Source organism: Deefgea salmonis (assembly GCF_020531905.1).
In the GTDB taxonomy this organism is placed as follows: Bacteria; Pseudomonadota; Gammaproteobacteria; order Burkholderiales; family Chitinibacteraceae; genus Deefgea; species Deefgea salmonis.
On sequence record NZ_JAJAWG010000003.1, the window covers coordinates 136,526 to 161,196 of the forward strand.

At 47.4% G+C, this 24,671-nt stretch carries 20 protein-coding genes; 10 read left to right on the forward strand and 10 right to left on the reverse strand.

All coding sequences use genetic code 11. The features are described 5' to 3' along the window. The first annotated feature begins 389 nt into the window (after positions 1-389). Genes LG219_RS06910 through LG219_RS06925 form a run of 4 tightly spaced genes read left to right on the forward strand, consistent with a single transcriptional unit; the run spans position 390 to position 5,364 of the window. Positions 390-1,187, forward strand: a complete 798-nt coding sequence (locus LG219_RS06910) for a hypothetical protein (RefSeq protein WP_226763787.1) — start codon at positions 390-392, stop codon at positions 1,185-1,187. After that, positions 1,184-3,493 carry a type II secretion system secretin GspD gene (gspD, locus tag LG219_RS06915; protein WP_226763788.1) on the forward strand — a complete coding sequence of 770 codons (2,310 nt, stop codon included), beginning with the start codon at positions 1,184-1,186 and terminating at the stop codon, positions 3,491-3,493. The genes LG219_RS06910 and gspD overlap by 4 nt, the downstream gene beginning before the upstream one ends. Next, a complete protein-coding gene (gene gspE, locus LG219_RS06920) occupies positions 3,493-4,959 on the forward strand; it encodes a type II secretion system ATPase GspE (protein WP_226763789.1) in 1,467 nt (488 codons plus the stop codon). The genes gspD and gspE overlap by 1 nt, the downstream gene beginning before the upstream one ends. Positions 4,960-4,977: 18 nt before the next feature. Next, positions 4,978-5,364 (forward strand): RidA family protein, encoded by a 387-nt coding sequence (locus tag LG219_RS06925; protein ID WP_226763790.1) that lies wholly within the window; start codon positions 4,978-4,980, stop codon positions 5,362-5,364. Positions 5,365-5,576: 212 nt separating this feature from the next. Here LG219_RS06925 and aqpZ read toward each other — a convergent pair whose 3' ends face one another. Next, a complete protein-coding gene (gene aqpZ, locus LG219_RS06930) occupies positions 5,577-6,281 on the reverse strand; it encodes an aquaporin Z (protein ID WP_226763791.1) in 705 nt (234 codons plus the stop codon). A gap of 388 nt (positions 6,282-6,669) precedes the next feature. On the opposite strand from aqpZ, the gene LG219_RS06935 reads away from it, so the two are divergent. Both LG219_RS06935 and LG219_RS06940 read left to right on the forward strand, forming a co-directional pair. After that, positions 6,670-7,536, forward strand: a complete 867-nt coding sequence (locus LG219_RS06935) for a mechanosensitive ion channel family protein (protein WP_226763792.1) — start codon at positions 6,670-6,672, stop codon at positions 7,534-7,536. Between the two features lie 85 nt (positions 7,537-7,621). Then, positions 7,622-8,203, forward strand: a complete 582-nt coding sequence (locus LG219_RS06940; protein ID WP_226763793.1) for a uracil-DNA glycosylase family protein — start codon at positions 7,622-7,624, stop codon at positions 8,201-8,203. Here the strand turns inward: LG219_RS06940 and gspN are convergent. From gspN to LG219_RS06970, 6 genes are all read right to left on the reverse strand, one after another. Further along, positions 8,193-8,924, reverse strand: coding sequence for a type II secretion system protein N (gene gspN / locus LG219_RS06945; protein ID WP_226763794.1), 732 nt, complete (start codon positions 8,922-8,924; stop codon positions 8,193-8,195). The genes LG219_RS06940 and gspN overlap by 11 nt on opposite strands. Next, positions 8,921-9,421: a type II secretion system protein M gene (locus LG219_RS06950; protein ID WP_226763795.1), complete on the reverse strand. Its 501-nt coding sequence runs from the start codon at positions 9,419-9,421 to the stop codon at positions 8,921-8,923. The genes gspN and LG219_RS06950 overlap by 4 nt, the downstream gene beginning before the upstream one ends. Next, on the reverse strand, positions 9,418-10,470 hold the full coding sequence (gene gspL / locus LG219_RS06955; RefSeq protein WP_226763796.1) for a type II secretion system protein GspL: 1,053 nt from the start codon (positions 10,468-10,470) through the stop codon (positions 9,418-9,420). The genes LG219_RS06950 and gspL overlap by 4 nt, the downstream gene beginning before the upstream one ends. Positions 10,471-11,015: 545 nt before the next feature. Continuing rightward, the gene (locus tag LG219_RS06960; RefSeq protein WP_226763797.1) at positions 11,016-12,215 is read right to left on the reverse strand and encodes an MFS transporter; all 1,200 of its coding nucleotides are present in this window, start codon (positions 12,213-12,215) and stop codon (positions 11,016-11,018) included. A gap of 230 nt (positions 12,216-12,445) precedes the next feature. Further along, positions 12,446-13,435 (reverse strand): sulfite exporter TauE/SafE family protein, encoded by a 990-nt coding sequence (locus tag LG219_RS06965; RefSeq protein ID WP_226763798.1) that lies wholly within the window; start codon positions 13,433-13,435, stop codon positions 12,446-12,448. 213 nt (positions 13,436-13,648) lie between these two features. Then, positions 13,649-14,128, reverse strand: coding sequence for a hypothetical protein (locus tag LG219_RS06970; protein WP_226763799.1), 480 nt, complete (start codon positions 14,126-14,128; stop codon positions 13,649-13,651). 192 nt (positions 14,129-14,320) lie between these two features. Here LG219_RS06970 and LG219_RS06975 point away from each other — a divergent pair, with 192 nt between their 5' ends. Then, entirely contained in the window at positions 14,321-15,238 is a 918-nt protein-coding gene (locus tag LG219_RS06975; protein WP_226763800.1) for a TIGR01777 family oxidoreductase, read from the forward strand. Positions 15,239-15,265: 27 nt separating this feature from the next. Here LG219_RS06975 and LG219_RS06980 read toward each other — a convergent pair whose 3' ends face one another. Next, on the reverse strand, positions 15,266-15,844 hold the full coding sequence (locus LG219_RS06980; RefSeq protein WP_226763801.1) for a 3'-5' exonuclease: 579 nt from the start codon (positions 15,842-15,844) through the stop codon (positions 15,266-15,268). A 201-nt stretch (positions 15,845-16,045) separates the two neighbouring features. Here LG219_RS06980 and LG219_RS06985 point away from each other — a divergent pair, with 201 nt between their 5' ends. After that, entirely contained in the window at positions 16,046-16,978 is a 933-nt protein-coding gene (locus LG219_RS06985; protein ID WP_226763802.1) for an ABC transporter substrate-binding protein, read from the forward strand. Then, positions 16,975-19,368, forward strand: coding sequence for a hybrid sensor histidine kinase/response regulator (locus tag LG219_RS06990; RefSeq protein ID WP_226763803.1), 2,394 nt, complete (start codon positions 16,975-16,977; stop codon positions 19,366-19,368). The genes LG219_RS06985 and LG219_RS06990 overlap by 4 nt, the downstream gene beginning before the upstream one ends. 238 nt (positions 19,369-19,606) lie before the next feature. Here LG219_RS06990 and LG219_RS06995 read toward each other — a convergent pair whose 3' ends face one another. Both LG219_RS06995 and LG219_RS07000 read right to left on the reverse strand, forming a co-directional pair. Further along, entirely contained in the window at positions 19,607-21,094 is a 1,488-nt protein-coding gene (locus LG219_RS06995) for a carboxypeptidase M32 (protein WP_226763804.1), read from the reverse strand. A 412-nt stretch (positions 21,095-21,506) separates the two neighbouring features. Next, positions 21,507-21,947 (reverse strand): DUF3617 domain-containing protein, encoded by a 441-nt coding sequence (locus LG219_RS07000; protein ID WP_226763805.1) that lies wholly within the window; start codon positions 21,945-21,947, stop codon positions 21,507-21,509. Positions 21,948-22,790: 843 nt separating this feature from the next. Here LG219_RS07000 and LG219_RS07005 point away from each other — a divergent pair. After that, positions 22,791-24,482, forward strand: a complete 1,692-nt coding sequence (locus tag LG219_RS07005) for an AIPR family protein (RefSeq protein ID WP_226763806.1) — start codon at positions 22,791-22,793, stop codon at positions 24,480-24,482. The last annotated feature ends 189 nt before the right edge of the window (positions 24,483-24,671 follow it).

A 24,671-nucleotide genomic window follows, 5' to 3' on the forward strand; every position in this document is an offset into this window, starting at 1 on the left:
GATTAAATGAGAATTGCCATATTACAGTCATTTAGTTGTGATTCAATGCTTGCATTGAATGAATTTTTCTATGCGATTACGAGCAGAGGTGTTAAATTTTCTACCCACAGCATGAATACAGCGTGAATCATTGCAAATGAACAACGAGAAAAACCAAATTTATAGTTGCCAGTTTACCTCACAAAAATGACAACTATTATTTTCACCCATTGTTAATTCAAAGCGCCGCAGGCATTAAATCAAGAATCATCTTAATGCTTAACCCCCGATTGATTGGCATAAGCACTTCATCAAACAACACAATAATAAACAGATCCAAGCCCACACCATCTGGATTAAACCACTGAAAATAATATGAAATTTAACGCTTTCACCGCCTTATTTGATTTATGCATTTTCCAATAAAACACAGCGCTTTGTTCGTGCAATGCCTGCTCAGCGCGCTCTTTATTTGGCTATTTGTCGGCCTAATTTGGCAATGGCTTGAACCGCAATCGCGCACGGCCTCGCTGCGACTGGCCGCAGCTGCGCCCAAAACCCAGGTGTTTAATCCGGATGCCGTCGCCAAATTATTTGCCACGGGCGCTGGCCAGCCAGCCCATGAAGCGTCGCAACTCTCTTTGCGCGCTTTGGTGTCCGGCGCACAAGGCATCGCGATTATTGATGGGCTAGAGGCCAGCGCGGTCGCGGTGAAAGTCGGCGATCAAGTGGGCGCATACGGCCAATTGATCGCCGCGCAGCATGACCATATCGTGCTCGAACAGCACGGCACACAGAAAAAAATCTTCTTACCCGCCGCCAGCATGCCGCTGAGCCAATCGGCTGCGCCACAAGTGGCTCATGCTACGGCACCGCAAGCCACTCCCAGCAAAAATGAGGCTGCGGTGAACTTGACGCGCGGCCAACTCACCGGGATTTTACAAGGTGGTAATTTAGCCAATTGGAGTAAAGGTTTAGGCACTAGCGCAACAGGCGGCATTGTCGTTGAGCAAGCCAATCAGCAACAATTAGCGCAAGTATTGCAATTACGCGATGGCGACATTCTTAAAACCATTAATGGCCGTCCACTCAATAAGCTCGACGATTTGTCTTTGCTCTATGGGGCATTTAGTCAACAAAATCAGTTATCTTTGCAAATTCAACGGCAAGATCAATCTCAAACCATTAGCTATACCGTGAATCCATGAAAAAATTAGTTATTGGCGCACTTTTATGTAGCCAATTGATATTTGCTGCCGATGCTGACGAAAAAGTCATGCTCAATTTTATTAATTCCGATATTGAAACGACGGTTAAAGCCATTAGTCTGATTACCGGAAAAAACTTTATTATTGATCCTCGAGTTAAAGGCACCATTAATATTGTTTCAACCCAACCGGTCGCCAAAGATTTGGTCTACCCGATTTTGCAATCGGCATTGCGGCAAGCTGGATTTAGTACGGTGCAAGCCAATGGCGCGATTAAAATCCAGCTCGAAGCCGATAGCAAAGCGCTAAGTAATAAAACACTGGTTCGTGGTGAAAATGCCAATGGCGAACAAATTATCACCCAGATTTTTGCCCTCAATAATGAAGGCGCCAATCAAATGGCGACCATGTTGCGCCCGCTCGCCTCACCGAGCAGCCTAATTAGCGCCTATCAATCGGGCACCAGCAATACCTTGGTGATTACCGACTACGCCGACAATATTCGGCGATTGTCGCGCATTATCGACAATATCGATCAACCCAAAAATACCGATGTGTTTACCATCAAGCTGACCAATGCCTCGGCGCTGGACGTGGCGCAAAACATTGCCCGCCTAATGCCCGAAGTCAGCGTACAAGTTGGCGGCGCGCCGATTCCAAATAATGACGGCGTTCGCCGCTCGATTGTGGTGCCCGACCCGCGTGGCAATCGCTTAATGGTGCGCGCACTCAATGCCGCACAAACCAGCCAATTGCGCCAACTGATTACCAATCTGGATGAAGCGGCCACCAGCGATAGCACCATCAATGTGGTGTATTTAAAAAATGCCGAGGCCAGCAAATTAGCCGCGACACTCAAAGGCATTTTGACGGGACAAGAAGAGTCATCCAGCATGACGTCAAATTCCAGCCAAAATATGAATAACACGGCCAATAGCAATAGTAGTAATGCTGGCAACAATGGCGGCAATAGTAACTTTAATCCGGTGAGTACCAATACCGCGACCAATGTGCAGATTTCAGGCGCGACAGTTCGAATTCAGGCCGATAGCACCACCAATGCTTTAATCATTACTGCGCCGCAAAATATTTATAATAATTTGCGCGCCGTGATTGAAAAACTCGACGTTCGCCGCTCGCAAATTTATGTTGAAGCGATGATTGCCGAAGTGAATTTATCCAAACTCTCTGAATTTGGTTTTCAATGGTTATTGGCCGGCGGGAATGACAAAATCGGCGCAGGGGGCGTGACCAATATCAACCCCGGCAGTGGCGGCTTGGGCAATATCATCGGCAATATCATTAACAAAACCCCAGCTGGAATTCCTGCCGGACTCACTTTGGGGATTTTTAACGGTGATCCACGCAATGGCAGCGCCAGCTTAGGGCTGCTGGCTTCGGCCTTACAAAGCAGCGGCAATGGCAATGTGTTATCCACGCCCAATTTGCTGACCTTGGACAACGAAGAAGCCAAAATCACCGTCGGGCAAAACATCCCGATTATTACCGGCTCGCAATCGTCGAGCACCAATAACACCAATCCATTTGTGACGGTGGAACGCAAAGACATCGGGATTAAACTGCGCGTTCGCCCGCAAGTGTCCGAAGGCGGCGTGATTACGCTCAATGTGTATCAAGAAGTCTCGAGCATCGATAACTCGGTGAATACCGCCGGGGCTGGTTTGGCGACCAAAATGCGCACCATTGAAACCAAAGTCTTGGTCGACGATGGGCAGATTGTGGTGCTTGGCGGCTTAATTGAAGACCGTATTGGCAACAAAGGCAATCAAGTACCGGGCTTGGGCGATATACCCCTTATTGGCAACTTATTTAAATATGAAAGCCGCGAATGGCAAAAAGTCAGTTTGATGGTGTTTTTACGTCCTGTGGTGGTTCGCGATAGCGCGGATAACAACCGCCTAACCGGTGATCGCTATCAGTATTTACAAAAGCAACAGGGTGACTACAAAGTTGACGGCCATGTTTTCTTGCAAGACATGCCTAAAGTGCAACTCCCCGATCGCGCGCCAGACAATAGCCCATCGGTGAATGCAATACCCGCAGTAACGCCGACGCCAATCAGCGACAGCAGCGCTGTGGTCAAACCCGAGCCGCAAGCCAAGCTCGAACCGCAAACCGAGTCGCATACTGTCAAAGATGGCGATAATTTATATCAAATATCATTACTTTACGGGCAAAGCATGCGGGATTTAGCGCTGTGGAATCAGCTCAATAATCACAACGACCTCAAAGTCGGCCAAGTTCTACGCCTGACCCCGCCACCGTCAGCCAATGGCAATTCCTAATGAGCGTTGTTTCTTATCTGTATGCGCGTGAATTTGGCCTATTTGACGGCCCAATTCACGATGGCATCACCCCGATTTATGTGCGCCAAGGCGCGAATGCGGCGGCGTTGGGCGAAGTTCGTCGCCAATGCGGCCCGACGCAATTGCATATCTTGCCGGCAGCCAGCTTTGATGCCCGCTTAACGCAGCACTTTGGCAACGGCAAAACCAGCGCCATCAATATGGTGGATGACATCGAAGAGTCGGCCGATTTGGCGCGCTTAATTCAAGATATGCCCGAAGTCTCAGACCTGATGGAGGCCGAAGAATCGTCCCCAGTTATTCGGTTAATCAATGCGATTTTTACCGAAGCGCTGCGCGAAAATGCGTCTGATATTCATATCGAACCCTTTGAAACCCGCTCCGTCGTGCGCTATCGGGTCGATGGTACTTTGCGCGATGTGGTCGAGCCCAATCGCGCGCTGCATGCCGCCTTGGTGTCGCGGATTAAAGTGATGGCAGCATTAGATATTGCCGAAAAACGCTTACCGCAAGACGGTCGCATCAATTTACGAATTGCTGGTCGCCCAGTCGATATTCGCGTTTCAACACTACCAACCGGACACGGCGAGCGCGCCGTACTGCGTTTACTGGATAAATCCGCTGGCCGCTTAGAGCTAGCCAAGCTCGGCATGCGCGAGGCCACGCTGAAACCACTGAATCAATTACTCGCCGCGCCGCATGGCATTGTGCTGGTGACTGGCCCAACTGGCTCGGGCAAAACCACCACGCTGTACGCTGCGCTGGGCAGTATGGACGCCAAAAACAGCAATATCATGACGGTGGAAGACCCGATTGAATACGACTTAGACGGCATCGGCCAAACCCAAGTCAATACTCGCATCGAAATGAGTTTTGCTCGTGCGCTGCGGGCAATTTTGCGACAAGACCCCGACATTATTATGATTGGTGAAATTCGCGATTTGGAAACCGCACAAATTGCCGTTCAAGCCTCGCTCACCGGGCATTTAGTCCTCGCCACCTTGCATACCAACGACGCGGCCAGCGCCATTACCCGTTTGGTAGATATGGGCATTGAGCCGTTTTTACTCGCCTCATCGACCATCGGCGTCTTGGCACAACGCTTGGTGCGAAACTTGTGCTCTGACTGCAAAGCACCGTATATCGCTAGCCATGATGAATTAATTGAGCTAGGGCTCAATACCCAAGAAAAAATTACTTTGTACCGCGCCGTGGGTTGCCCACATTGCGCGCAAACCGGCTATCGTGGCCGCAGCGGGATTCATGAATTACTCGTGGTTGATGAAGCGATGCGCACCCAGATTCATAATTCGGCCAACGAGCAAGACATTCGCAACTACGCCGAAAGTCTCGGCATGACCAGCTTGCACAGCGACGCCTCAGCGCGCGTGCTTGAAGGCGTGAGCAGCTTTGAAGAAATGCTTAGAATCACCCGCAGCCATTAACCGCGCCACAGGCCCACGATGATAAAAACATTTAGCCCCGAACATCTATTTCAACCCATTGGGCCATATAGTCATATCGCCCAATCTGGGCCATTGATTATGATCTCGGGAACGCCCGGCGTAGATAGCCAAACCGGGCAACTCGCCGGCCCTGACGCCTACTCGCAAGCCAAACAGATTTTGCTTAATTTTCAATTGCTGCTCGAATCGGTTGGCGCGTCGCTCAATGATGTAATGCAAATTCATGTGTACTTAAAAAACGTCGACGATTTTGCGGCGATGAACCGCGCTTATGCCGAAATATTGCCCCAGCATCGCCCCGCTCGCACGGTGATTGTCGTCGCCGATCTACCGAAAAAAGGCGCGTTAATGACGATGGATTTAACCGCCTTTAAAAATCAATAAGTCGGCCCAAAAATCGCTTTGTTCTATCGGGAATCGACAAGGCAGCTCAAAACGGATGATTAAAGCCAAGGACAACTGACCAAGCAAAGAGAGTCCGCCAGCGTAAACAGCGGCATACTTAATTTTTTATCCAAAATAAAGGGGTATTGCCATCAGGCCTTTTTTAAAAAAAGCCTTGATGGCAATACCCCGATTAGTTATCTAGTTCAGTTTTACTTCTGCTTACCGTCACCGCCCACCATTTTGTACACCACCCCCGCCAACGCAGCGCCAAGCAATGGGCCCACCCAGAACAACCAAACTTGACTTAACGCCGCCGTATCGGCAAATAAAGCTGCGGCCAAACTGCGTGCTGGATTCACCGAAGTATTGCTCACTGGAATTGAAATCAAGTGAATTAAGGTCAAGCCCAAACCAATGGCAATCGGCGCAAAACCCGCTGGCGCGCGCGCATCGGTAGCCCCCAAGATGATGAATAAAAACATAAATGTCATCACCACTTCACATAAAAACACCGCCGTCATTGCATAATGCCCGGGCGACAATAAATCATAACCATTGCTAGCAAAGCCACCGGCCACAAAGCCAGGCTTACCCGTCGCAATAAAGTACAACACCGTTGCGCCCAAAATCCCACCAATCACTTGCGCGGCAACATAGGGCAATAAGTCTTTGGCGGGGAAGCGCCCGCCCACCGTCAAACCAAAAGACACCGCAGGGTTTAAATGGCAGCCTGAAATATGGCCAATGGCAAACGCCATGGTTAACACCGTCAAACCAAATGCCAATGCCACACCGGCAAAACCAATGCCTAACTCAGGAAAAGCCGCCGCCAAAACCGCGCTACCGCAACCGCCTAAAACCAACCAAAATGTGCCGATCAATTCGGCAGCTAAACGCTGATTTAATGTATACATGGTGATATCCTTGTTGTTTTTCCATTTCACTGACGCCAAAAGAAACAGATTAATTGCGCTCGCTGTTTACTAGCTTACTACTACGCCAAAGCATGAAACGGCGAACATCTTAAATCATTTTTATTACAACAAAATCATAAAAATACCGACTCTGAAGGTAAATATTCTATTTTTATATCTATCTTATGCCGTTTATTGCTCATTTGCAGCATAGCGCCGAGTAGATTTCACACCGTTTGTAAGTTATAGCGGCGGCTCAACGGTAATATTTCATTCGCTGTCTTCATCGATGCATATTCTGTCAAAATAAGGCATTACTCGGTCAGCAAGCAGCCTGACTGCTTTTTGATTGATTGACGATCAACAATGACGTGTAGGTAAATAAGCAATGAACCACTATCTCAGCGCACTGAATATCAGCCAAGAAGAATCATTATTTCAACTCTTGTTTCATGATGCGATTATATTTTGCTTTCGACTTTTTTTGTTTGCATTGATTATTTTTGCGGGTTCTTACTTGGTGAAAAAAGTCGATAAATATTTTTCTAAGGTTTACATCCTGAAGACCGATGAAAATACCAAGCAATTTAGCCGTTCAATGACCAAACTCGGTTTATATATCGCTTTTTTCTTACTGGGTTTATTGGCTTTTGGTTTTAGCGAGCGCTCAATTGCTACGATGATTAGTGCGATTGGCCTAGGCATTGGTATTTCTTTAAAGGAATTTCTATCTAATTTTGCCGGTGGCGTAGTGTTATTTTTCTCACGCCCATTTGTGATTGGTGACTTTATTAAAGTCAATGGCGTAATGGGTAATGTGACTGAAATTGAGATTTTTTCAACCCATATCAATAGCCTAGATGGCCGCCGGATCATTATTCCGAATAATGTCATGATTAGTGGCAATATCATCAACTACGACACTAATCCAATTCGCAGAATTAAAATTAATGTCTCGGTGGCTTATGATTCTGATATGAAAAAAGTGCTGCAAATTTTAGAGAATATCGCCAGCAGCTACCCGGGATTAGATCAAGGTCAATCGCATTTTGTTCATGTGATGAGCTATGGCGATTCCAGCATTAATATTTTATTTATGGTTTGGACCGAAAGAGAGAACTACTACTCAGTTCGCGGTGAATTGATGGCCTTTTTAGTTGCTAAATTAACGCAAGAAGGCGTGGACATTCCATTTAATATTTTGGATGTCAGCATTACCGACAAATCCATCAGCCCATCCAATCGGCCAAGTTAATGTTGCGCCTTGTTAGCAGATAGGCATTAATCAGCGCATGACAAATAAAGCATGCCCAACGATCCAATGCATAAGGAAATAAAGGATGACGCCTTTTGAACAGCAACTCACTGCAGTGCGTGCTTGTCAGATTTGCGCACAATTTCTTGAGCCCCGCCCGATGCTACAGCTTGCACCTAGCGCGCAGATTTTGATCGCCGGCCAAGCGCCAGGAAAAAAAGTCCATAGCAGTGGGATTTTATTTGATGATGCCAGCGGTGAGCGTCTGCGCGATTGGCTGGGTGTCACCGCAACGACGTTTTATGACCCAACGCAATTTGCGATTTTGCCGATGGGATTTTGCTACCCAGGCAGTGGCAAATCCGGCGATTTAGCGCCCCGCCCCGAATGCGCGCAGACTTGGCGCGCGCCTTTGCTGGCTGATTTAGCGCAACTGAAACTGACACTGATCATCGGTCGCTATGCCCTCGCTTACCATTTGCCGCAAGCGCCGCAAAGCATCACCGCAGCGGTAAAAGCATGGCGAACCAACGGGCCCAAGGTGATGGTATTGCCACACCCTAGCCCGCGTAATAATCCTTGGCTCAAACAAAACCCTTGGTTTGCCAACGAAGTATTACCTGAATTACGCCAACGCGTCGCCGCACTGATCAGCGTTAAAACTTGATTTGATAACCCTCGGCCGTGGCCGGTACTTGCATGAGTAAGGGCGCTAATTGCTGGCGTACTTTCTCATCGGGATTGAGATTCACCGTGCCGTGTGCCGCACCCCGCCACGCCAATTGGCCTTGCCCATTCACCGCAATCGCGCTAGCACCGGCCGGACTGATTTGCCACGTCACCCCATCGGCCACCGCCGAAAACTGCGCGCGCAAAGTGGTCATTGGCATGAGGCTTGGCACCAACTGGCTAAAAACCGGATCAAGCAACAGCTCGGCTTGTGCCCCGATTTGTTTTGAAAGATGCGCGCTGCGCAAAGTGGCGCGGCCACCTAAACCCCACTGCGCCACTTGCGGAATGGCGCGAAAAATACCTTCAAGCGGAAAAGTCACCTCCACTTGCTCAAGGGCCAAGCCGCCCAAGCCAAGAACCAGGCGGGCCTGATTTTGCGTATCGAGCGCCTGGCTGTGCAGTTGCCATGCCAGTTGCCCAGTCAGTAAGGCTTTGGGCAAAAATTGCCAGCGCAAATTTTGTTGCAATACCACGCCTTCAAGCCCCAGCGCACTGGCGCGCCCATCCCACAGCGTGCCATGGGCTTGCACCACATTGACATTGCTGGGCAACAGCCAATTGATGGCACTCACTGGCATACGCAGCACCAACAACAAGAAAAAAACACCGCCAGCGGCGAGCCAAATACGGCGTTGTGATTGGGTTATTTTGCTCATTGCCGCTCCAAAATCATCATCAGACTCACGCTCGAATCATCCGATTTGATTTCAATGGCGCTCACCGTCGCTTGCACGCTATGCCGTAGCGCATTGGCCAACTGTAAAGCCTCAGCCACATTCGGCAGATTACTGCGCACTTCCAGCGACTGGCTCGAAATCGAGCGCACATCGGCACTGATACCTTGGCTGGATAATTCAGCAAAAGTGGCCGAACGCAAATCGAGCGGTGCCGCCGTCTTGACGGCCGTTATGATCGGTTTACTGCCACGCATGGCCATTAATTGGTTTTCTAAATGCGGAACTTGGGTTTGCAAACGACTAATTTGTGCGTGAAGCGGCGCATACAGGCCAAAATACAGCAGCGCACTCGTCGCAGCGGCAGCCCACGCTATCAGCATTTTTTGCTCACGCGGTTGACGGGACAACCAATACAAGCGCCACCTTGCCCAATACGTTTGCCCTAGCGCCAGATATTTTGTGTAGTACGCATTCATCGCTCAACCTCAATTCGTACACGGCCATCGCCCATCGACTGGTGTTTCATTTTGGCGCCTTGCGCCGTGAGTTTGGCTATTAAAGCGGCGGATTTGGCTTCCAGCATCACCATTTGTAAGCGCCCAGCTTTCACGCTAACGCTCTCAATACCGGCATCCACATCGATTTGCCCGGCCATTTGATGCAATAAATCCAAAGCATCGCCATTTTGCCCGGCGCCGCCCACCGGCACGCCCGCTTTTTGCCGACTTTGCCATTGCAAAATCGGGTCAACGATCGGCACGCCGGGAAATAAACTGGCAAAGGTTTGTCGAATTTCTTGGCGTAAAGCACGCTCTTGCCCAGACAAAACCCGCCACTCAGATACCACACTCAACAAGAACAAACACAGGCAAGCAACCAATAGGTATACCGCGCTACGCCATTGCTGCCAATGCATAGCCATTGATACCTTCACTTTATTGGCTTTATAAAATGAAACGCAATCCGCAGCTGGCGCGGTCAAATCGGCCAATGCAATCGAATGCCAAGTGCTATCGGGATACAGCGCCAGTAAATCGGCCTCATCATCCAGCCAACCATATTGCGCATTGCGGCAAAACATCACACCTTGGCCACTTTGGGCGTAGAGATCACTCCCAGCGGGCAATAAAGCAAACTCCGGCACCCAGCGGGTACACGGCCAAGATTGGCTGGCGAGCCAATCCTCGAGCAAAAGCAGGCGTGAGCGCTCAAGCAAATACACCCAAGTTAACCCCGATACGGATGACTGAGCCTGCCAAGTCAGCGGCTCAAGATCGCCCAAAACGCGATCTTCGAGTGCTTGGTGAATCAATTTTTGCTGCTGCTTGGCGGCAACGATGGGCAACTGCAAGCCATGCACGGTCAACCAGCTGGCCGCAATCGCCACTTCATATTGCTCAGCCGCGGGTAACGCCGCCGACACCCCATGCGCCACTTGACGTCCTGCAGCATCAAACCCCAGCCAGTCTTCAATCCCCAGTGGCCCCTGAGCATGAAGGCGAACCACTACACGCGCTATCGTCATCAAAACCTCAAAACAAACAAGATGGTCATTGACCACCAATCGCAACGCAATACGCATTGCGCTCGATTTAAATGGATTTAACTTAAATCAATCAATGCCTGATTTGGCGCACGCCAACAAGGAGTTACTCAACGCCAAAAATTAATTGAATATCGAGAATCAAAGTCTTAAGTGCTCATATCGTTTTATGGCAACACGATATGCACCGTGCAAACACACTTTGCCAGCACAAATGAATCACTGATTTAAATAAAATGCAGGAGATAGAGGATAAACGATTTTAATGACTCTGATTTGACAATACGTCGTGAGATGCAAAAATAAACCGCAAAGTTGTGGCTTGAGCGAGTCATCAAGCCGTGAACGATTTGCTGCACGAATAACTAAATCAAATGGCGCTAACAAAGGATTGCGCACAGCCAAACCTCTTTACGTATTTAAAGTATTTTGCTAGCAGATAAATCTCGAATAGCCGTCCATTTTATGGATGGCAATACATCAAAATGATCCGCTCGCAATCCACGAATAATCAGTCGCAGAGCGCTTTAAGAAACAGCTTTAATTTTGCGAGCCAGCACCATTGCCAGTAAACCAGCGCAACAACTTAATGCGCCAATCCAACCATAATTGGCCAAATGCCCATTACTTTCTTGCGTTAAAATCAATCCCGCTAATAACGACGCCGCGCCCGAAGCAAAATTTTGTACCGCGGAATTAAATGCCATTAAGCGCCCACGCAAATGCGGCTGTGTTGCCGCTGCGACCATGGTTGACGACGGAATAAATCGGCCACTGACAAAAATAAAAAACAACACCGAAATCGCCAAATGCCAAGGCAAACTCACGGCTAAATTTTGCGTCACCAAAACAATCGGAATAAAACTGGCTAACACCAAATAAGCAACGACTTTTTTGGCTGGATAACGATCGGTCAAACGGCCAATCATGGGTCGGCTAAAAATAGTCGCCGCGCCGCCAACCAAATAAAAATACATTAAATCTTCGGGCGCTAAACCAACGTTGGCAATCAAGGTCGGGGCAATAAATGGAATCACCAAAAACCCCGACACCATCAGCATGGCGGTTAAACTCACCGCCCACCAATGATTGGGAACGCGCAATAATTCACGGTAATTGTCTAACCAATTGGCCTCGTGATTTAAGCAGGCTAAATGACCGCGTACCGAAGGAATATAACGATAAATCGCCAAGGCCACCATGGCGCAAATCCCGGTTAAAACCAAAAACGGCAGTCGCCAACCGCTATGCGCAGCCAGCCATAAGCCCAATGGCACACCGGCCACGGCGGACAATGAAAAACCCAGCATCACCCAACTCATGGCGCGACCACGGCGCTCGGGCGGAATTAAATCGCCAACAATGGCCAGCGAAATCGAGCCCAAGACGCCACCAAACACCCCGGCTAAAACCCGCGCCAATAATAAAGTGAAGTAGGAATTACTCAGCGCACACGCCAAAGTGGCGAGCATTAAGCCGCCATAACAAAACAATAAAGCGTGGCGGCGATCAAAGCGATCCGCTTGCGAAGACGCCAGCAAAGCCGAACAACCAGCGGCCAAAGAATACGACGAGACCAACAGACCAAAATGGGCGGTGTTAATCTGAAACTCCGCCATTAAATACGACGCCAACGGCATCATAATCATAAAGTCCGCAATGGCGGTAAACATCACCAGCATCAAGGTGATCAGCATGGCAAATTCTTTACGGGCGGCGTTGGGCATCATCAAACCAAGACAAAAAAGTCTTATGAGTCTACCCTAGCCAAGGGTGATGACAATGAAAAATTACATATTACGGGCATGTATTCAGGCAGGGTTTAGCGGCTGGCTGGCTAAACGCCATTAAATCCTAGGTATTGCCAGCCAGCCTTTGTTTGATATGAATTATAGAGCTATACCCTTAGCAATACTTCACAATCCCATCAGATCAATCGCAGCGCGAAGCAATCAATCTACCGCACAGCGATATACAAATTAAATGCGCTTAACAGCGAAATCAACGTGCCAACCAGCCACAATAAAGTGCGCGCATTTAGTTTGTGGCACAGCCATGCCGCAAACGGCGCGGCAAATAAACCACCCACGATTAAGCCGGCCACCAATAACCAATGCTCCATTTCGGCCCACAACAAAAAAGCCCCCGCCGTAGAAAAAGCGATAAAAAATTCTGCGGCATTCACCGTGCCGATGGTTTTGCGTGGATCATTCCCGCGCCCGACCAAAGTCGACGTCACCACCGGCCCCCAGCCGCCACCGCCAACGGCATCAACAAAACCACCCAATAGCGCCAAAGGGCTCACGTGCTTAATTTCACTTGAATGCGGTTTAGGATGCGTCGCCAACCACGCTTTACGCAAAATATACAAACCCATCAGTAATAAATAAGCGGCGATATACGGTTTGATCAGATGCCCATCAATGCTGGTCAGCAAATAAGCGCCAGCCACCCCGCCGATCACACCTGGAATCACCAAACGACGAAACAGCGCCTTATCCACATTGCCAAACTTTAAATGCGACAAGCCCGAAAATCCGGTGGTAAACACCTCCGCCACATGCACCGCGGCCGATGCCGCTGCCGGACTAGCGCCAACGCCAATTAAAAAAGTATTTGAGCTAATGCCATACGCCATACCTAATGCGCCATCGATCGCTTGTGCGGTAAAGCCCACTGCAACTGCCAACCAAAACTGCGGCGAGCTAATTACTTGCTGTGCGGCCAGCAGCAATTGATTGCTCAGCACCGCCGATTGCCCTTGCAGCAGATGCTGAGCGATATAGGCGCTGATGGCCATCGCGATCAGCAAGGTCAAACCGGCTAAGCGTTTGCTTTGCCACAAGCGACGCTCACTGCCGATGGCGGTGTCCAGCGGCGGCAAACCGATCGCTTGATGCTGCCGATTTTCTGGGCTATCGCTTAAATCTGGATGACGAATTTTCATGGCCTACGCCTCAATTGAGCAGCAAATAATTGAGCGCGAGTGTAAGGGGAATATTTAAAATCAAAAAGACTATTTAGCAAACCTCAAATAATCAAAAGTTCTATAAGCCAGCGATCACACTCCGACGTGCCGACCTGATTGCGCGCACAAACCTCAAGCCACAAAAAGAAAAAACCGAGCAAGCTCGGTTTTTTTGGCAACAAACGGCAAGATTTACTCCGGCTTCACACTATCGTGGCCAGCTACATTTTTTACGCTGGGCTGTTGTAAATCTTTTTCTGCCACATCGGCGGTTTTATCCACCCAACTACCCGCCTTATCTGCCACATGGCCAGCAGCATCACTCACTTTAGCGCCCAATTCACTGGCTTTTTGTTTACTGGCATCCAAAGCTTGCTCGGTGGCATGCGCCGCTTTAGCGCCTAATTCGGCGGCCTTGGCCGAAACCTCATCGGAGAGCCCGCCGGCTTTGTGCGCTAAATCACTCGCAGCTTGCTTGCTACTATCCCAAGCATGGTCCGCAGCGATTTTGGCCTTATCGCCTAATTCACCAGCGTTATGCGCCACTTGTTCGGCCACATCGCCCGCTTTATCGGCCAATTCAGAGACCTTTAAAGCGGCCTGCTCGGCAGCAGCACTCATCGACTGCTCTGCGGTATCAAGTAATGATTTTGCTTTATCAAAAATACTCATCGTGATAACTCCTCGGGATCAATCAGAACACGCAGCGCCAAAACCGACGCCCTGTGAAAACATACAGCAAGCCAAACCAACGATATGAACCGTAACACAGCTGCATCTTTCTTGCGACGCATTACAAAAATACCGCAAGCTACCGGTCACGCCATGCTTTAATCGTAGAACGGAAAGAAAAGGATTTACACCATGCCACAACGCTTACTGATTACCGGTGGTACCGGCTTTATTGGCAGTGCCTTAGTTAAACAACGACTGGCCGCTGGCGATCAAATTACGCTGTATAGCCGCCAGCCACAGGCGGCAATCGCGCAATTTCAAGGGCAAGTGCGCGCGTTTTCTGACTGGCAAACGCTTAGCCCGAGCTGTGTTTTTGATGCCGTGATTAATTTAGCCGGTAGCCCAGTGGTCGGCCCACGCTGGTCTGCGGCCCGTAAGCAGCAGCTACTAGACAGCCGCGTTGGCACTACAGCGCACTTAATTGCCTGGCTAGCCCAAGCGCAAACTCGGCCGGCGGTACTCATCAATGGCTCGGCGATTGGCTATTACGGCTGCCGAGGCGACGAAGCACTGGATGAAACCGCGCCACCGCAGGCGGAATTTATGTCCGAACTCTGCCAGCAATGGGAAGCGGCGGCAGACAAAGCCACCGCACTGGGGTTACGTGTGGTTTGCCTGCGTTTAGGTTTGGTCTTTTGCTCGCAGCAAGATCCAGGCGGTGCCTTACCCAAACTGGTTTTACCGTATTACTGGGGTTTGGGCGGCAAAATGGGCCAGGGCGAGCAAGTCATGAGCTGGGTGCATCGCGATGATGTATTGGCCGTGATATCGCTGGCGATGGCGGACGCCAGTTTTAGCGGCGCTTACAACCTCACCGCGCCGCAGGCCCCCACGCAAGCGCAATTTGCCAACGCAGTTGGCCAAGCGCTACATCGCCCAACGTGGCTGACTACCCCCGCTTGGCTGATTAATGCTTTAGCTGGAGAAATGGGCGCGCTTTTTACCCGTGGACAACGCGTAATTCCTCAGCGGCTACTTGAGGCGGGGTATTGCTTTAAATACCCTGATTTAAAAAGCGCGCTGGATGTATACCTAGGGGAAAAATAAAACTCGTAGCAGTGCGAAAAGGAGAGCTTAACCCTGATCGCGCTGTGCTTGCCATGCATGATAAATTTTAAGCGCCACATGGGCATCATCAGCAGCGTATTGTTTTTGCTTATCCGTCAGTGGCAATACAGCCCAATTGGACGTTGATATTTTTTTCGATTTTTGTAATTTTTGGCCAAAAAATTGCGCCACCGCCGTTTTAGCCCCGACATCACAGCGCGAGTCTGTGCGCAGCGCCCGCGCCAAATCCAGCACATGCTGGGTGGTAATACCCAGCTTAGCGTGCAAGCGTTGCTGATCGTCACCCAAGCCAAAACCTACTTTTAAAATCGAGGTGGATTCCAAAATTTGCTGCAACAGGACATAAGACTCGCCGCGCCGAATCGGATATAGAAACACCGTCTCCAGCGTAGCCAATTGAATTAAATGCGGACCTTGCGACACTTGCCCCTTCATAAAAACCGGTTTTGATTCGGTATCAAAGCCTAAAACGTCGCTTGCCGCCAAAATGCGGCTAGCGGCGATCGCATCAGCAGTCGAATTCACGACAACGATCCGCTGCGGATCAACACCAATATAAGGTGGCAGGATTATTTCATCAGTCATCTCGCCATGATAACCCAGCAGCACCCAGTCAGTGCGCGCAGATCCAGCCCAGCTACAAATTTAAGCAAAAAACAGCGAAGGGTAATTTTCTTGTAACTTTACACCTGTCGTCCTAGTCTAAATCAATCAATCTATTGACGGATTAGCACGGCAATGGCGCTCAAAAATTGGCGATTAAATCTACTTTTAGTAATCAGCTGCATGGCCATTTTGAATAGTTGCACCAGTAAAGCGCCGCCAACTTTACGCGTTGGGATTAATGCTTGGCCTGGCTATGAATTTATTTACTTAGCTCAAGAACTGGGGCTGTATAAAAAATCGGGGTTGGACGTTAGATTGATCGAATTTAGCTCATTATCCGATGCACGCCGTGCCTATGAGCGCGGTCAAATTGACGCCTTAGGCACCACGGTCATCGAAGTGCTGCAATCGAGAGAGAACTCAGAAAAATCATTACAAATAGTCAGCATCAGCGACTATTCTGACGGCGCAGACATTATTATTGCTAACCGGCACATTACGGACATCAAAAGCCTCAAGGGCAAAGAAGTAGGTCTAGAACTAGCCTCGTTGGGCGTGTATGTACTGGCACGCGCGCTAGAAAAGAATGGCCTGACACTCAATGACCTGCACTTACAATCACTGGACCAACAATCGCTCACTGAGGCATTAAAAGCGGGCGAACTTGACGCCATTGTGACTTACCCGCCAAGCAATATTCAATTATTAACCGATCCTAATTTTCATACGTTGTTTGATAGCAAAGCCATCTCGGGCGAAGTATTGGATGTGATCGCGATTGATCAACAATTTATTCAGCAACATCCCGCCATCGTTAGACAATTTATTGCCGCATTTGAATCGGCTTATCAATACAGCTTAACGCATCCCGATCAAGCCTACGCCATTATGGCTGAACGCGAAGGAATTACAGCGAATGAATTTGAAATAGCACTAACCCAAGGTATTAAAATGATTCGTTTTTCTGATCAAGCCGATTATTTTAAAGCGCATGGAAAACTCGACGAAGTCATTCAACGTACCGATAAAGTATTACGCGAAAGCCAACAAATAAAAGGAATCGATCATACTAAAGATATTAAATCTTCACTCAATAGTCCAGGCAAACAATGATTCATATCATTCAAGAAAAATGGCGAAGATCATTAAATTTTAAGCTTTTATTTCCACTGGCAATGGCCAGTATTATATTGGCGACCCTCGCGATTTTTACCATCCACCAAATATCAAAAAATCAATTACGCGAAAAAATAGATGCCCGTGGTGAACTCATCGCAAATATAATTAACTACATCGCCGAAAGCATTACTCGACAAGGTGAATTATCGAGAACAATTACTTCGCTAGGCGCTGAAGATGGCGTTGATCTAATTATTATCACCGCTGGAGAAACAAAAAACATCATTGCTTCAAGCAAATTAAATCTTATCGGAAAAAACATTAACACGATTAAAGATAAAGAACTAAAAAAATTATTACTTACCTACGCCAACACTAAAAAAACCTATAGTTATTTCAACCCCAGTTCATTTAAGCATATTGTCATCAAACCATTGCTACTTAGCAAATCAATTGATATCGACAAAAACAAAGGATCTATTTATATCCAGCTCAACACCGAACAAGCACAAAAAGAAATAGATGCGGTTACTTTTCAATTTTCTCTCGCCTGTCTTTTTGGCATCTTTTTAATCAGCGGGTTAAGTTATTATTTATTAAGAAAAAATATTCTATTACGGTTAAAAAAAATTGAATTACATGTTAAGCAGCGGGACAATAGCAAAAATGAATCTTGGCACGAGACTGAACAAGAAGATGAAATTGGTCATTTAGCACAATCATTACAAATAGCGATGACCACAACGGCCGCCGTTATTTCCGCATTAGAACGCCAAGCAAAAGAACTCACCAAAAGCGAAAGTAACTTAACACTAGCCAAAGAAACGGCAATACAGGCCAATGAAGCTAAAAGCGCTTTTTTAGCCAATATGAGCCATGAAATTAGAACACCATTAAATGCAATCCTTGGTTTCTCTGAATTACTCGCATACACTCCATTAAATCTAGAACAAAAAGAATTACTGCATTCAATCGACATTGGTGGGCAATCATTACTGATACAAATCAATGACATCTTGGATTTTTCTAAAATAGAAGCGGGCAAACTTTCCTTAGAAAAAATTGATTTCGATTTTCGCTATCTGGTTGAAGACACGATTGATTTGATGTCGAGCAAAGCCAGAGAAAAGTCTATTGAGATCATTGGTATAATTGATTCATCCGTTCCAAAAAAACTCAATGGCGACCCCAGCCGATTACGACAAATTTTACTCAATTTATTTAATAATGCGATTAAATTTTCGAGTCAAGGCGAAATCGTTTTACGAATGCGAAGTACGCCATTAACGCCACCATTTCATCGCCTGTATGTTGAAGTTAAAGACAAAGGCATTGGCATTAGCGCCGCAGAAATAACAACCTTATTTCAACCATTTGTGCAGGCCGATGCATCAACCACACGCCGCTTTGGTGGCACCGGACTGGGTTTATCCATTTGTCGAAGATTAATCGAAGCGATGCAAGGATATATTGACGTTATTAGCCAACCCAATGCCGGATCCACTTTTTGGTTCGAAATCACACTCGAAGCACGGGCCTGCGAAGATATTGAATACAAAAACATCGCACTACAGCAAAAACAAGCACTGATTGTCGATGACGTGCCTGCCAGCCGAGAGCTACTCAGCCAGCAATTGAGTGAAATGGGGCTGATCGTGACGGCAATGAGCAATCACTTTGACAGCTTTTCGATTTTGGAAAAAAATCAAACTGCATTTGATATTGCGCTCATTTGCAAAAATTTCGATGCTAATAGTAGCCAACACTTGGCAGCACAAATCCATAGCCTTCCTTTATTGCAAGATTTACCGCTGATTTTACTCGCGAGCAATAGCTCGATTGGACAAGCTGAATCGGCCAAAAACGCTGGTTACGCCGCATTGTTAAGTAAACCCATTCGTAGCAAAACCTTATACAGCGCCATTGAACTGGTATTAAATCAACACCATGCCGCCGAGCTCCCCTTGGTCACAATGCATCAAATTGCGGAACAACTCGCGACAGAAAAGCACTATGTTTTGGTCGTTGAAGACAATCTAGTCAATCAGCAAGTGGCCGTTAAAATGCTAGAAAAGCTCAATTGCCGTGTTGATATTGCCAATGATGGTGCACTCGGCGTCGCCGCAGTTGCCGCTCAAAACTACGACATTGTTTTTATGGATTGCCAAATGCCCAATATGGATGGCTACGCGGCAACGAAGCATATTCGCGCTACAGAAGCACCAAATCAGCATCTGCCAATTGTGGCGCTCACGGCCAATGTGTTTAAGGAAGATATTTTGCGCTGCCAGCAAGCAGGAATGGATGATTTTTTAAGTAAGCCCATTACACTAGCGGCGCTAAAAAACGCCTTAGATCAGCACCTTCCGCGCCGTAGCCAATAAGGCAGATCAAATAGAGGTATAAGCATAAAGCGATTTAAAATCATCACCTTCAAGCATATACCCTATCTATTTTTCGCTAATTTACCGTACTTATTCACCATGCCATCAACCCGATGCATTCAGCAAAAAGCACGCACAAAATCGGCGTGCTTTTTATTATCTAGGTCGGTAATTCCTTGAATGACCTTGCGAACGATCGTGCAAAACAGCCAACCCAAACTGATTCGCGCATCAAAATTTAAGCCAAATAACGCTGCTCTAAATGCTGGCGGAAGTAAACGGGATTGAGTGGCTCCCCAGTGGCACTACGAATTAATTGATCGGTTTCGAGTTGACTCGCTTGCTGCCAAATATGGGTATTCAGCCAAGTGAAAATCGGCGCTAAATCGCCTTCGGCGATGCGCTGATCCAAATCAGGATAAAGGCGTCGCAGCGTGGCAAAGTACTGCGCGGCATACATCGCCCCTAGGGTGTAGCTCGGGAAATAACCAAAGCTGCCATCGGTCCAATGAATGTCTTGCATGCAGCCATTTTTAAAATTACCCGTGGTATCCACGCCCAAATACGCCTGCATTTTTTGATCCCACAACGCCGGTACATCATCGGGCTCGATTTCACCATTAATCAATGCGCGCTCAATCTCGTAGCGCAAAATCACATGCGCCGGATAAGTCAGTTCATCGGCATCCACCCGAATAAAATCGGGCTGCACTCGGGTGTAGATTTGCGCCAAATTCGCCGCGGTAAATGCCGCTTGCGGCCCCAAATACTGCTCAATCAGCGGCGTAATCAAGGCCAAAAAGGCTGGATTACGCCCCAACTGCATTTCAAATGCCAAACTTTGGCTTTCATGAATCCCCATCGACCTTGCCCGACCCACCGGCAAATGGCGTGTGGCGTGCGGTAGGTTTTGCTCGTAACGCGCATGCCCAGTTTCGTGCACAATCCCCATCAAGTTTTGGCTAAAATCCGCCTCGGTATAGCGCGTCGTAATCCGCACATCCTCGGCCACGCCACCACAAAACGGATGATGCGACACATCCAAACGCCCAGCGGCAAAATTAAACCCCAGTAGCGCCATCACCTCCACCCCCAAAGCACGCTGCGCCTCGATGGCAAATGGGCCGGTCGCCGTGATACGGGTTTCAGTCGCCTGCTTGGCCATCGCTTGTTGAATCAGCGCAGGGAGCCAACTTTTTACGTCGGCAAAAATCCGATCCAGCTCAGCGCAAGTCATGCCCGGCTCGTATTTATTCAGCAAGGATTCATACGGCGACAAACCGGTTTGATGACTTAATAAAATCCCCTCTTCGCGCGCTAAACTCACCACCGCCCGAAAATTCACCAAAAAACCATCCCAATCGTTATTCGCTCTTTGCGTGCGCCAAGCGTGCGAGCATTTTGAGCCGGCCAAGGTTTTGGCCTCAATCAAACTCGCTGGCAGCAAATTGGCCAACTGCCATTGCCGCTGCATTTCTCGCAAACTGATTTGCTCGGCGTCGCTAAGTGGCTCGCGGCTTGCTGCCGTCAACAACTCGGCCAAGGCCGCGTCGGTTAATGTGCGATGCATCAATACATCCAACTCGGCCATCGCTGCGCCGCGTGCCTCATTGCCCTCCGGCGGCATCATCACCGCCTGATCCCACCCCACCATCGCGGCAAGATGTTCATAGCGATACAGTCGAGTAAATATCGTGACAAGCTGTTGGTAAGCAGTGGCTGGCATAATCAATCTCAAAAAATTCAAAAAGTCTCCCGATCATGACAGTGCCAGCGGCAAATGCAATCGGTATTTATTTTGGGCGGCAGCACAATGCGGTTACTTAAATTGATTTGGCGAGTGTGGCTGCATACTTACAATCAAAAATAATAGGTATACCTCTACATGACTTGCAAATAATAGCCTACAGTCATATACCTATAATAAAAATCAATTGCCATTCACAGTCAATTTAGGGTCGAATTAAAACTTACGTCATCACTCAGCAAAATTACCAGTTTGGCTTTTAATTAATCTGCAATCCAAGCAGCAAGATTCTGAGCGACAGGCACCCACCGAAATTGAAAGCCCTTACAGATCGACTACGCTCGATTGATTGAGCTTGCCACCGCTCGCTGTGCCCGGCTCTGGCTAAAGCTCAATATTCAGTGCACTTGCCTATTTTTTTAGCCTGAGCGCTGCCCGACATTTTGAAATCTCCACAGCTTTGTTGCGCCGCGCTGCCAGCGATGGCAATGGTGTAACGCATATCAAATCGATCTGCGCCCATTTTGGCGTCACCGACAATCTTCATCGCATCCAAGCCTTGCGGCATATTGGGCGTTTTACACGTCATGGCAAAAGTCATCGCGCTGGCATTCCCGCTTTTTTGATCAAAGACGCACTGCCCCATTCCCGCCAATACCGCGCTCGGATTCATGCCGTTATTGGGCAGGCATTGTTTTTGCGTCAAGGGCATAGCGACACCATCCGGCCCTATCGAACTGGATGTAATCTCCCACAGCTCGCCTGACAATGCTGGCGCACAAGTCAGCCCGATGCACAGGCTCAAAACCAATAAGGCATTATTTTTTTGCATATGGACCTTTGAATTAAAGTAAATGAGTGCCGCGACGGAGTGTTTATTCCGATGAGATTCAATACGAGAGCGTGATACTTGACATAAACGCCCCAAACTCGCCTGCTATAATCATTTTTATTAAAAAACATCAATTAATAACTGTTTTTATAGTGGCGTAATCGATTTTATGGCTGAGATCGGGTATCAGCTATCGCTCACCGACAATGTTCATGCAGTACACCCGCTGGCGAGTTCGTGACAATCTGCCGGGTAATCGCCATTACTGCCCATCGTTCGCCGCACTGTCGCCATTCATGACTACCCGCATGGCGCTACCCCGACCTCACAGCGCACGCTGAATATCTCGCCAAAATCATCGACACCACGCTAACGCAAGAAATGCGCAAAGAAGCCCGTTTCTTAAAAGCTAACGATCTAGCCCGCAACGCCATCAAGCAATTTTTAGCAGCGCCAGACAATGAGCTGGACAGCATTATTCGTAGTGTTCGGCAGAATGGGAACGCGCTGTCGAATCAGGTTTGTAAGCGGAATCCCATACCTCTGTGAAAAACCAGTTATTGGTGAACGGGTTGTTGATGCTGTGAAGCTTGCTTTGGGCGATTAACAAATAGCGGCTACTATCAAAAACAAACCATCACTGAATTAACCGTGGTCTGTCCCCATCTGTTTCAAAAATGAATAAGACAAAAAAAGTGTCGGACCTAACAGCCCAAAATTTTTGTTGGACTGTTAGATTCGACCAAAACCCTGTAAGTAAAATCACAAAACACTTACGTTTTTTAATGTGTATTTTTTATATCATGTAAACTATGCCTATTCATTTAGCACAGAGAAATTGACATGCATAGAATTGTGAAGGCGCATTTACAAAGTTTTGTTAAAAGCTTCGCTCTAGAAGCTGAGAATGAAGCTTCGCAATTTGAAAAGTTTGCAATGCATTGTGTTGTAGCCAGCCGTTTTAGTGACGCTTATGACCTAGATGATGTCGTTACTGGTCCAGGTGATGAAGGAATAGATGGTATTGCCATCATAATCGATGAATGCATAACCACATCTGTTGAAGATGCAAAATCTATTTTTTTACCTCCTCGACGCAATCACGATGTTGATATCATATTTGTTCAAGCGAAACGCTCAGAAAGTTTTGACTTAGGCGACTTTTTAAAGTTCAAAGAAGGAATACTTCGTTTCGTAAATCAGTCACCTTACTTGGCCACTGATACAATCCTGAAAGATGCACGGAGTATATTTGATGCATTGTTACTTGAAGTCCCAAAAATTCGAAATGGGAAGCCATCCCTCACTGCGAGGTTTGTTACTACAGGACAATATCAACAGCCAGTTGCACTAGAAACTGCACTTACTGACTTTCACGCCCAAATGGATGCCCTTGGATATTTCTATGATGTCGACATACAGTTTATTGACAGGGATCAGTTAACCCAATTGTGGGTAGGAACCTACTCTGGCATTAATGCAAGTCTTCCAGCATTTAGTACTGCTGCACTACCGACGATTGCAGGTATAGACGAAGCGTATCTTGCTGTTGTTCGGGCAAGTGATTTTGTGACTAATCTTTTAACGACTCCAGATGGTAATTTGAGGACTCAAGTATTCGAAGAAAACGTTCGCTCATTTCTTGGGGTGGATAATCCCGTAAATCAATCTATTGCTAATACTCTAAACTCTGAGGCCGCCACTCGATTTCCTGTGCTAAACAACGGCATTACTATTGTTAGTCCGGATGTCCAACTACAAGGGGCAATTTTGCACCTTAAAAACTTTCAAATTGTGAATGGGTGCCAAACATCAAATGTACTCTTTGAAAATCGCGACAATCTTGGTGAAATCATGGTGAATGTCAAGGTCGTAGAAACTCAATTAGAAGACGTTTTTTCTGATTTAGTCCGCGCCACAAATAGTCAAAGCAAAGTAGACGACACCCAATTTCTTTCTCTTCGCCCAATCATTAAACGTGTTGAACAATATTTTAATACTTACGATAGTTTAGAAAGTCGTTTGTATTTGGAGCGGAGGGATAGACAGTACGTTGGCTTAGATGTCCCAGCAATACGAATTTTTTCATTACATACGGCAGCAAAGTGCGTTGCCGCAATGTTTTGTAATCGCCCCGAGTTAGCCTCACGCTATCCAAAAGCGATGTACGCAGAACTCACTGAAACACTATTCGCTGATAATACTAAAGAAATAATTTTCTACGCGGCATGCTTATCAATGTATAGATTCAATTTATTGATATCGAATAGCACCATCCCACAAAATTTCAAGCGCTTTAGATGGCATATGCTACCGTTAGTTCGCATAATAATTTGCGGAAACAATAGTTTACAATTGAATTCAAGACAGGCAGAGACGGATGCGCAAAAAATCATCAATGTAATGGGGCAGCACGGCCAACCAGCACTAGATGTGTTTGAAAAATTTGTTGATATTTGTAGTAATTTAGGAGAAGTCACTCCTGACCGTCTTAAGCGACAAGCTATCTTGACAGAAATGATAGCCAAAATTTAACATCTTCACAAAACTGCACACAACTGTGGTCAGACCAAAGTTAAATGCAAACAGCTAAAACCTTGCTTGATTCTTTAACTTAATAGCTACCAACAATTATTCTCAATCCAATAACAACACAACCCCAGCCATTGGCTGGGGTTGTGTTGTTATTGCAATACTCAACAAACGCTAAAAACTAAAACAAGA

Bases quoted from the DNA above. Each gene is read 5' to 3' on its own strand.
- LG219_RS06910 (WP_226763787.1), top strand. From the start codon at position 390: ATGCATTTTCCAATAAAACACAGCGCTTTGTTCGTGCAATGCCTGCTC.
- gspD (WP_226763788.1), top strand. From the start codon at position 1,184: ATGAAAAAATTAGTTATTGGCGCACTTTTATGTAGCCAATTGATATTT.
- gspE (WP_226763789.1), top strand. From the start codon at position 3,493: ATGAGCGTTGTTTCTTATCTGTATGCGCGTGAATTTGGCCTATTTGAC.
- LG219_RS06925 (WP_226763790.1), top strand. From the start codon at position 4,978: ATGATAAAAACATTTAGCCCCGAACATCTATTTCAACCCATTGGGCCA.
- aqpZ (WP_226763791.1), bottom strand. From the start codon at position 6,281: ATGTATACATTAAATCAGCGTTTAGCTGCCGAATTGATCGGCACATTT.
- LG219_RS06935 (WP_226763792.1), top strand. From the start codon at position 6,670: ATGAACCACTATCTCAGCGCACTGAATATCAGCCAAGAAGAATCATTA.
- LG219_RS06940 (WP_226763793.1), top strand. From the start codon at position 7,622: ATGACGCCTTTTGAACAGCAACTCACTGCAGTGCGTGCTTGTCAGATT.
- gspN (WP_226763794.1), bottom strand. From the start codon at position 8,924: ATGAGCAAAATAACCCAATCACAACGCCGTATTTGGCTCGCCGCTGGC.
- LG219_RS06950 (WP_226763795.1), bottom strand. From the start codon at position 9,421: ATGAATGCGTACTACACAAAATATCTGGCGCTAGGGCAAACGTATTGG.
- gspL (WP_226763796.1), bottom strand. From the start codon at position 10,470: ATGACGATAGCGCGTGTAGTGGTTCGCCTTCATGCTCAGGGGCCACTG.
- LG219_RS06960 (WP_226763797.1), bottom strand. From the start codon at position 12,215: ATGCCCAACGCCGCCCGTAAAGAATTTGCCATGCTGATCACCTTGATG.
- LG219_RS06965 (WP_226763798.1), bottom strand. From the start codon at position 13,435: ATGAAAATTCGTCATCCAGATTTAAGCGATAGCCCAGAAAATCGGCAG.
- LG219_RS06970 (WP_226763799.1), bottom strand. From the start codon at position 14,128: ATGAGTATTTTTGATAAAGCAAAATCATTACTTGATACCGCAGAGCAG.
- LG219_RS06975 (WP_226763800.1), top strand. From the start codon at position 14,321: ATGCCACAACGCTTACTGATTACCGGTGGTACCGGCTTTATTGGCAGT.
- LG219_RS06980 (WP_226763801.1), bottom strand. From the start codon at position 15,844: ATGACTGATGAAATAATCCTGCCACCTTATATTGGTGTTGATCCGCAG.
- LG219_RS06985 (WP_226763802.1), top strand. From the start codon at position 16,046: ATGGCCATTTTGAATAGTTGCACCAGTAAAGCGCCGCCAACTTTACGC.
- LG219_RS06990 (WP_226763803.1), top strand. From the start codon at position 16,975: ATGATTCATATCATTCAAGAAAAATGGCGAAGATCATTAAATTTTAAG.
- LG219_RS06995 (WP_226763804.1), bottom strand. From the start codon at position 21,094: ATGCCAGCCACTGCTTACCAACAGCTTGTCACGATATTTACTCGACTG.
- LG219_RS07000 (WP_226763805.1), bottom strand. From the start codon at position 21,947: ATGCAAAAAAATAATGCCTTATTGGTTTTGAGCCTGTGCATCGGGCTG.
- LG219_RS07005 (WP_226763806.1), top strand. From the start codon at position 22,791: ATGCATAGAATTGTGAAGGCGCATTTACAAAGTTTTGTTAAAAGCTTC.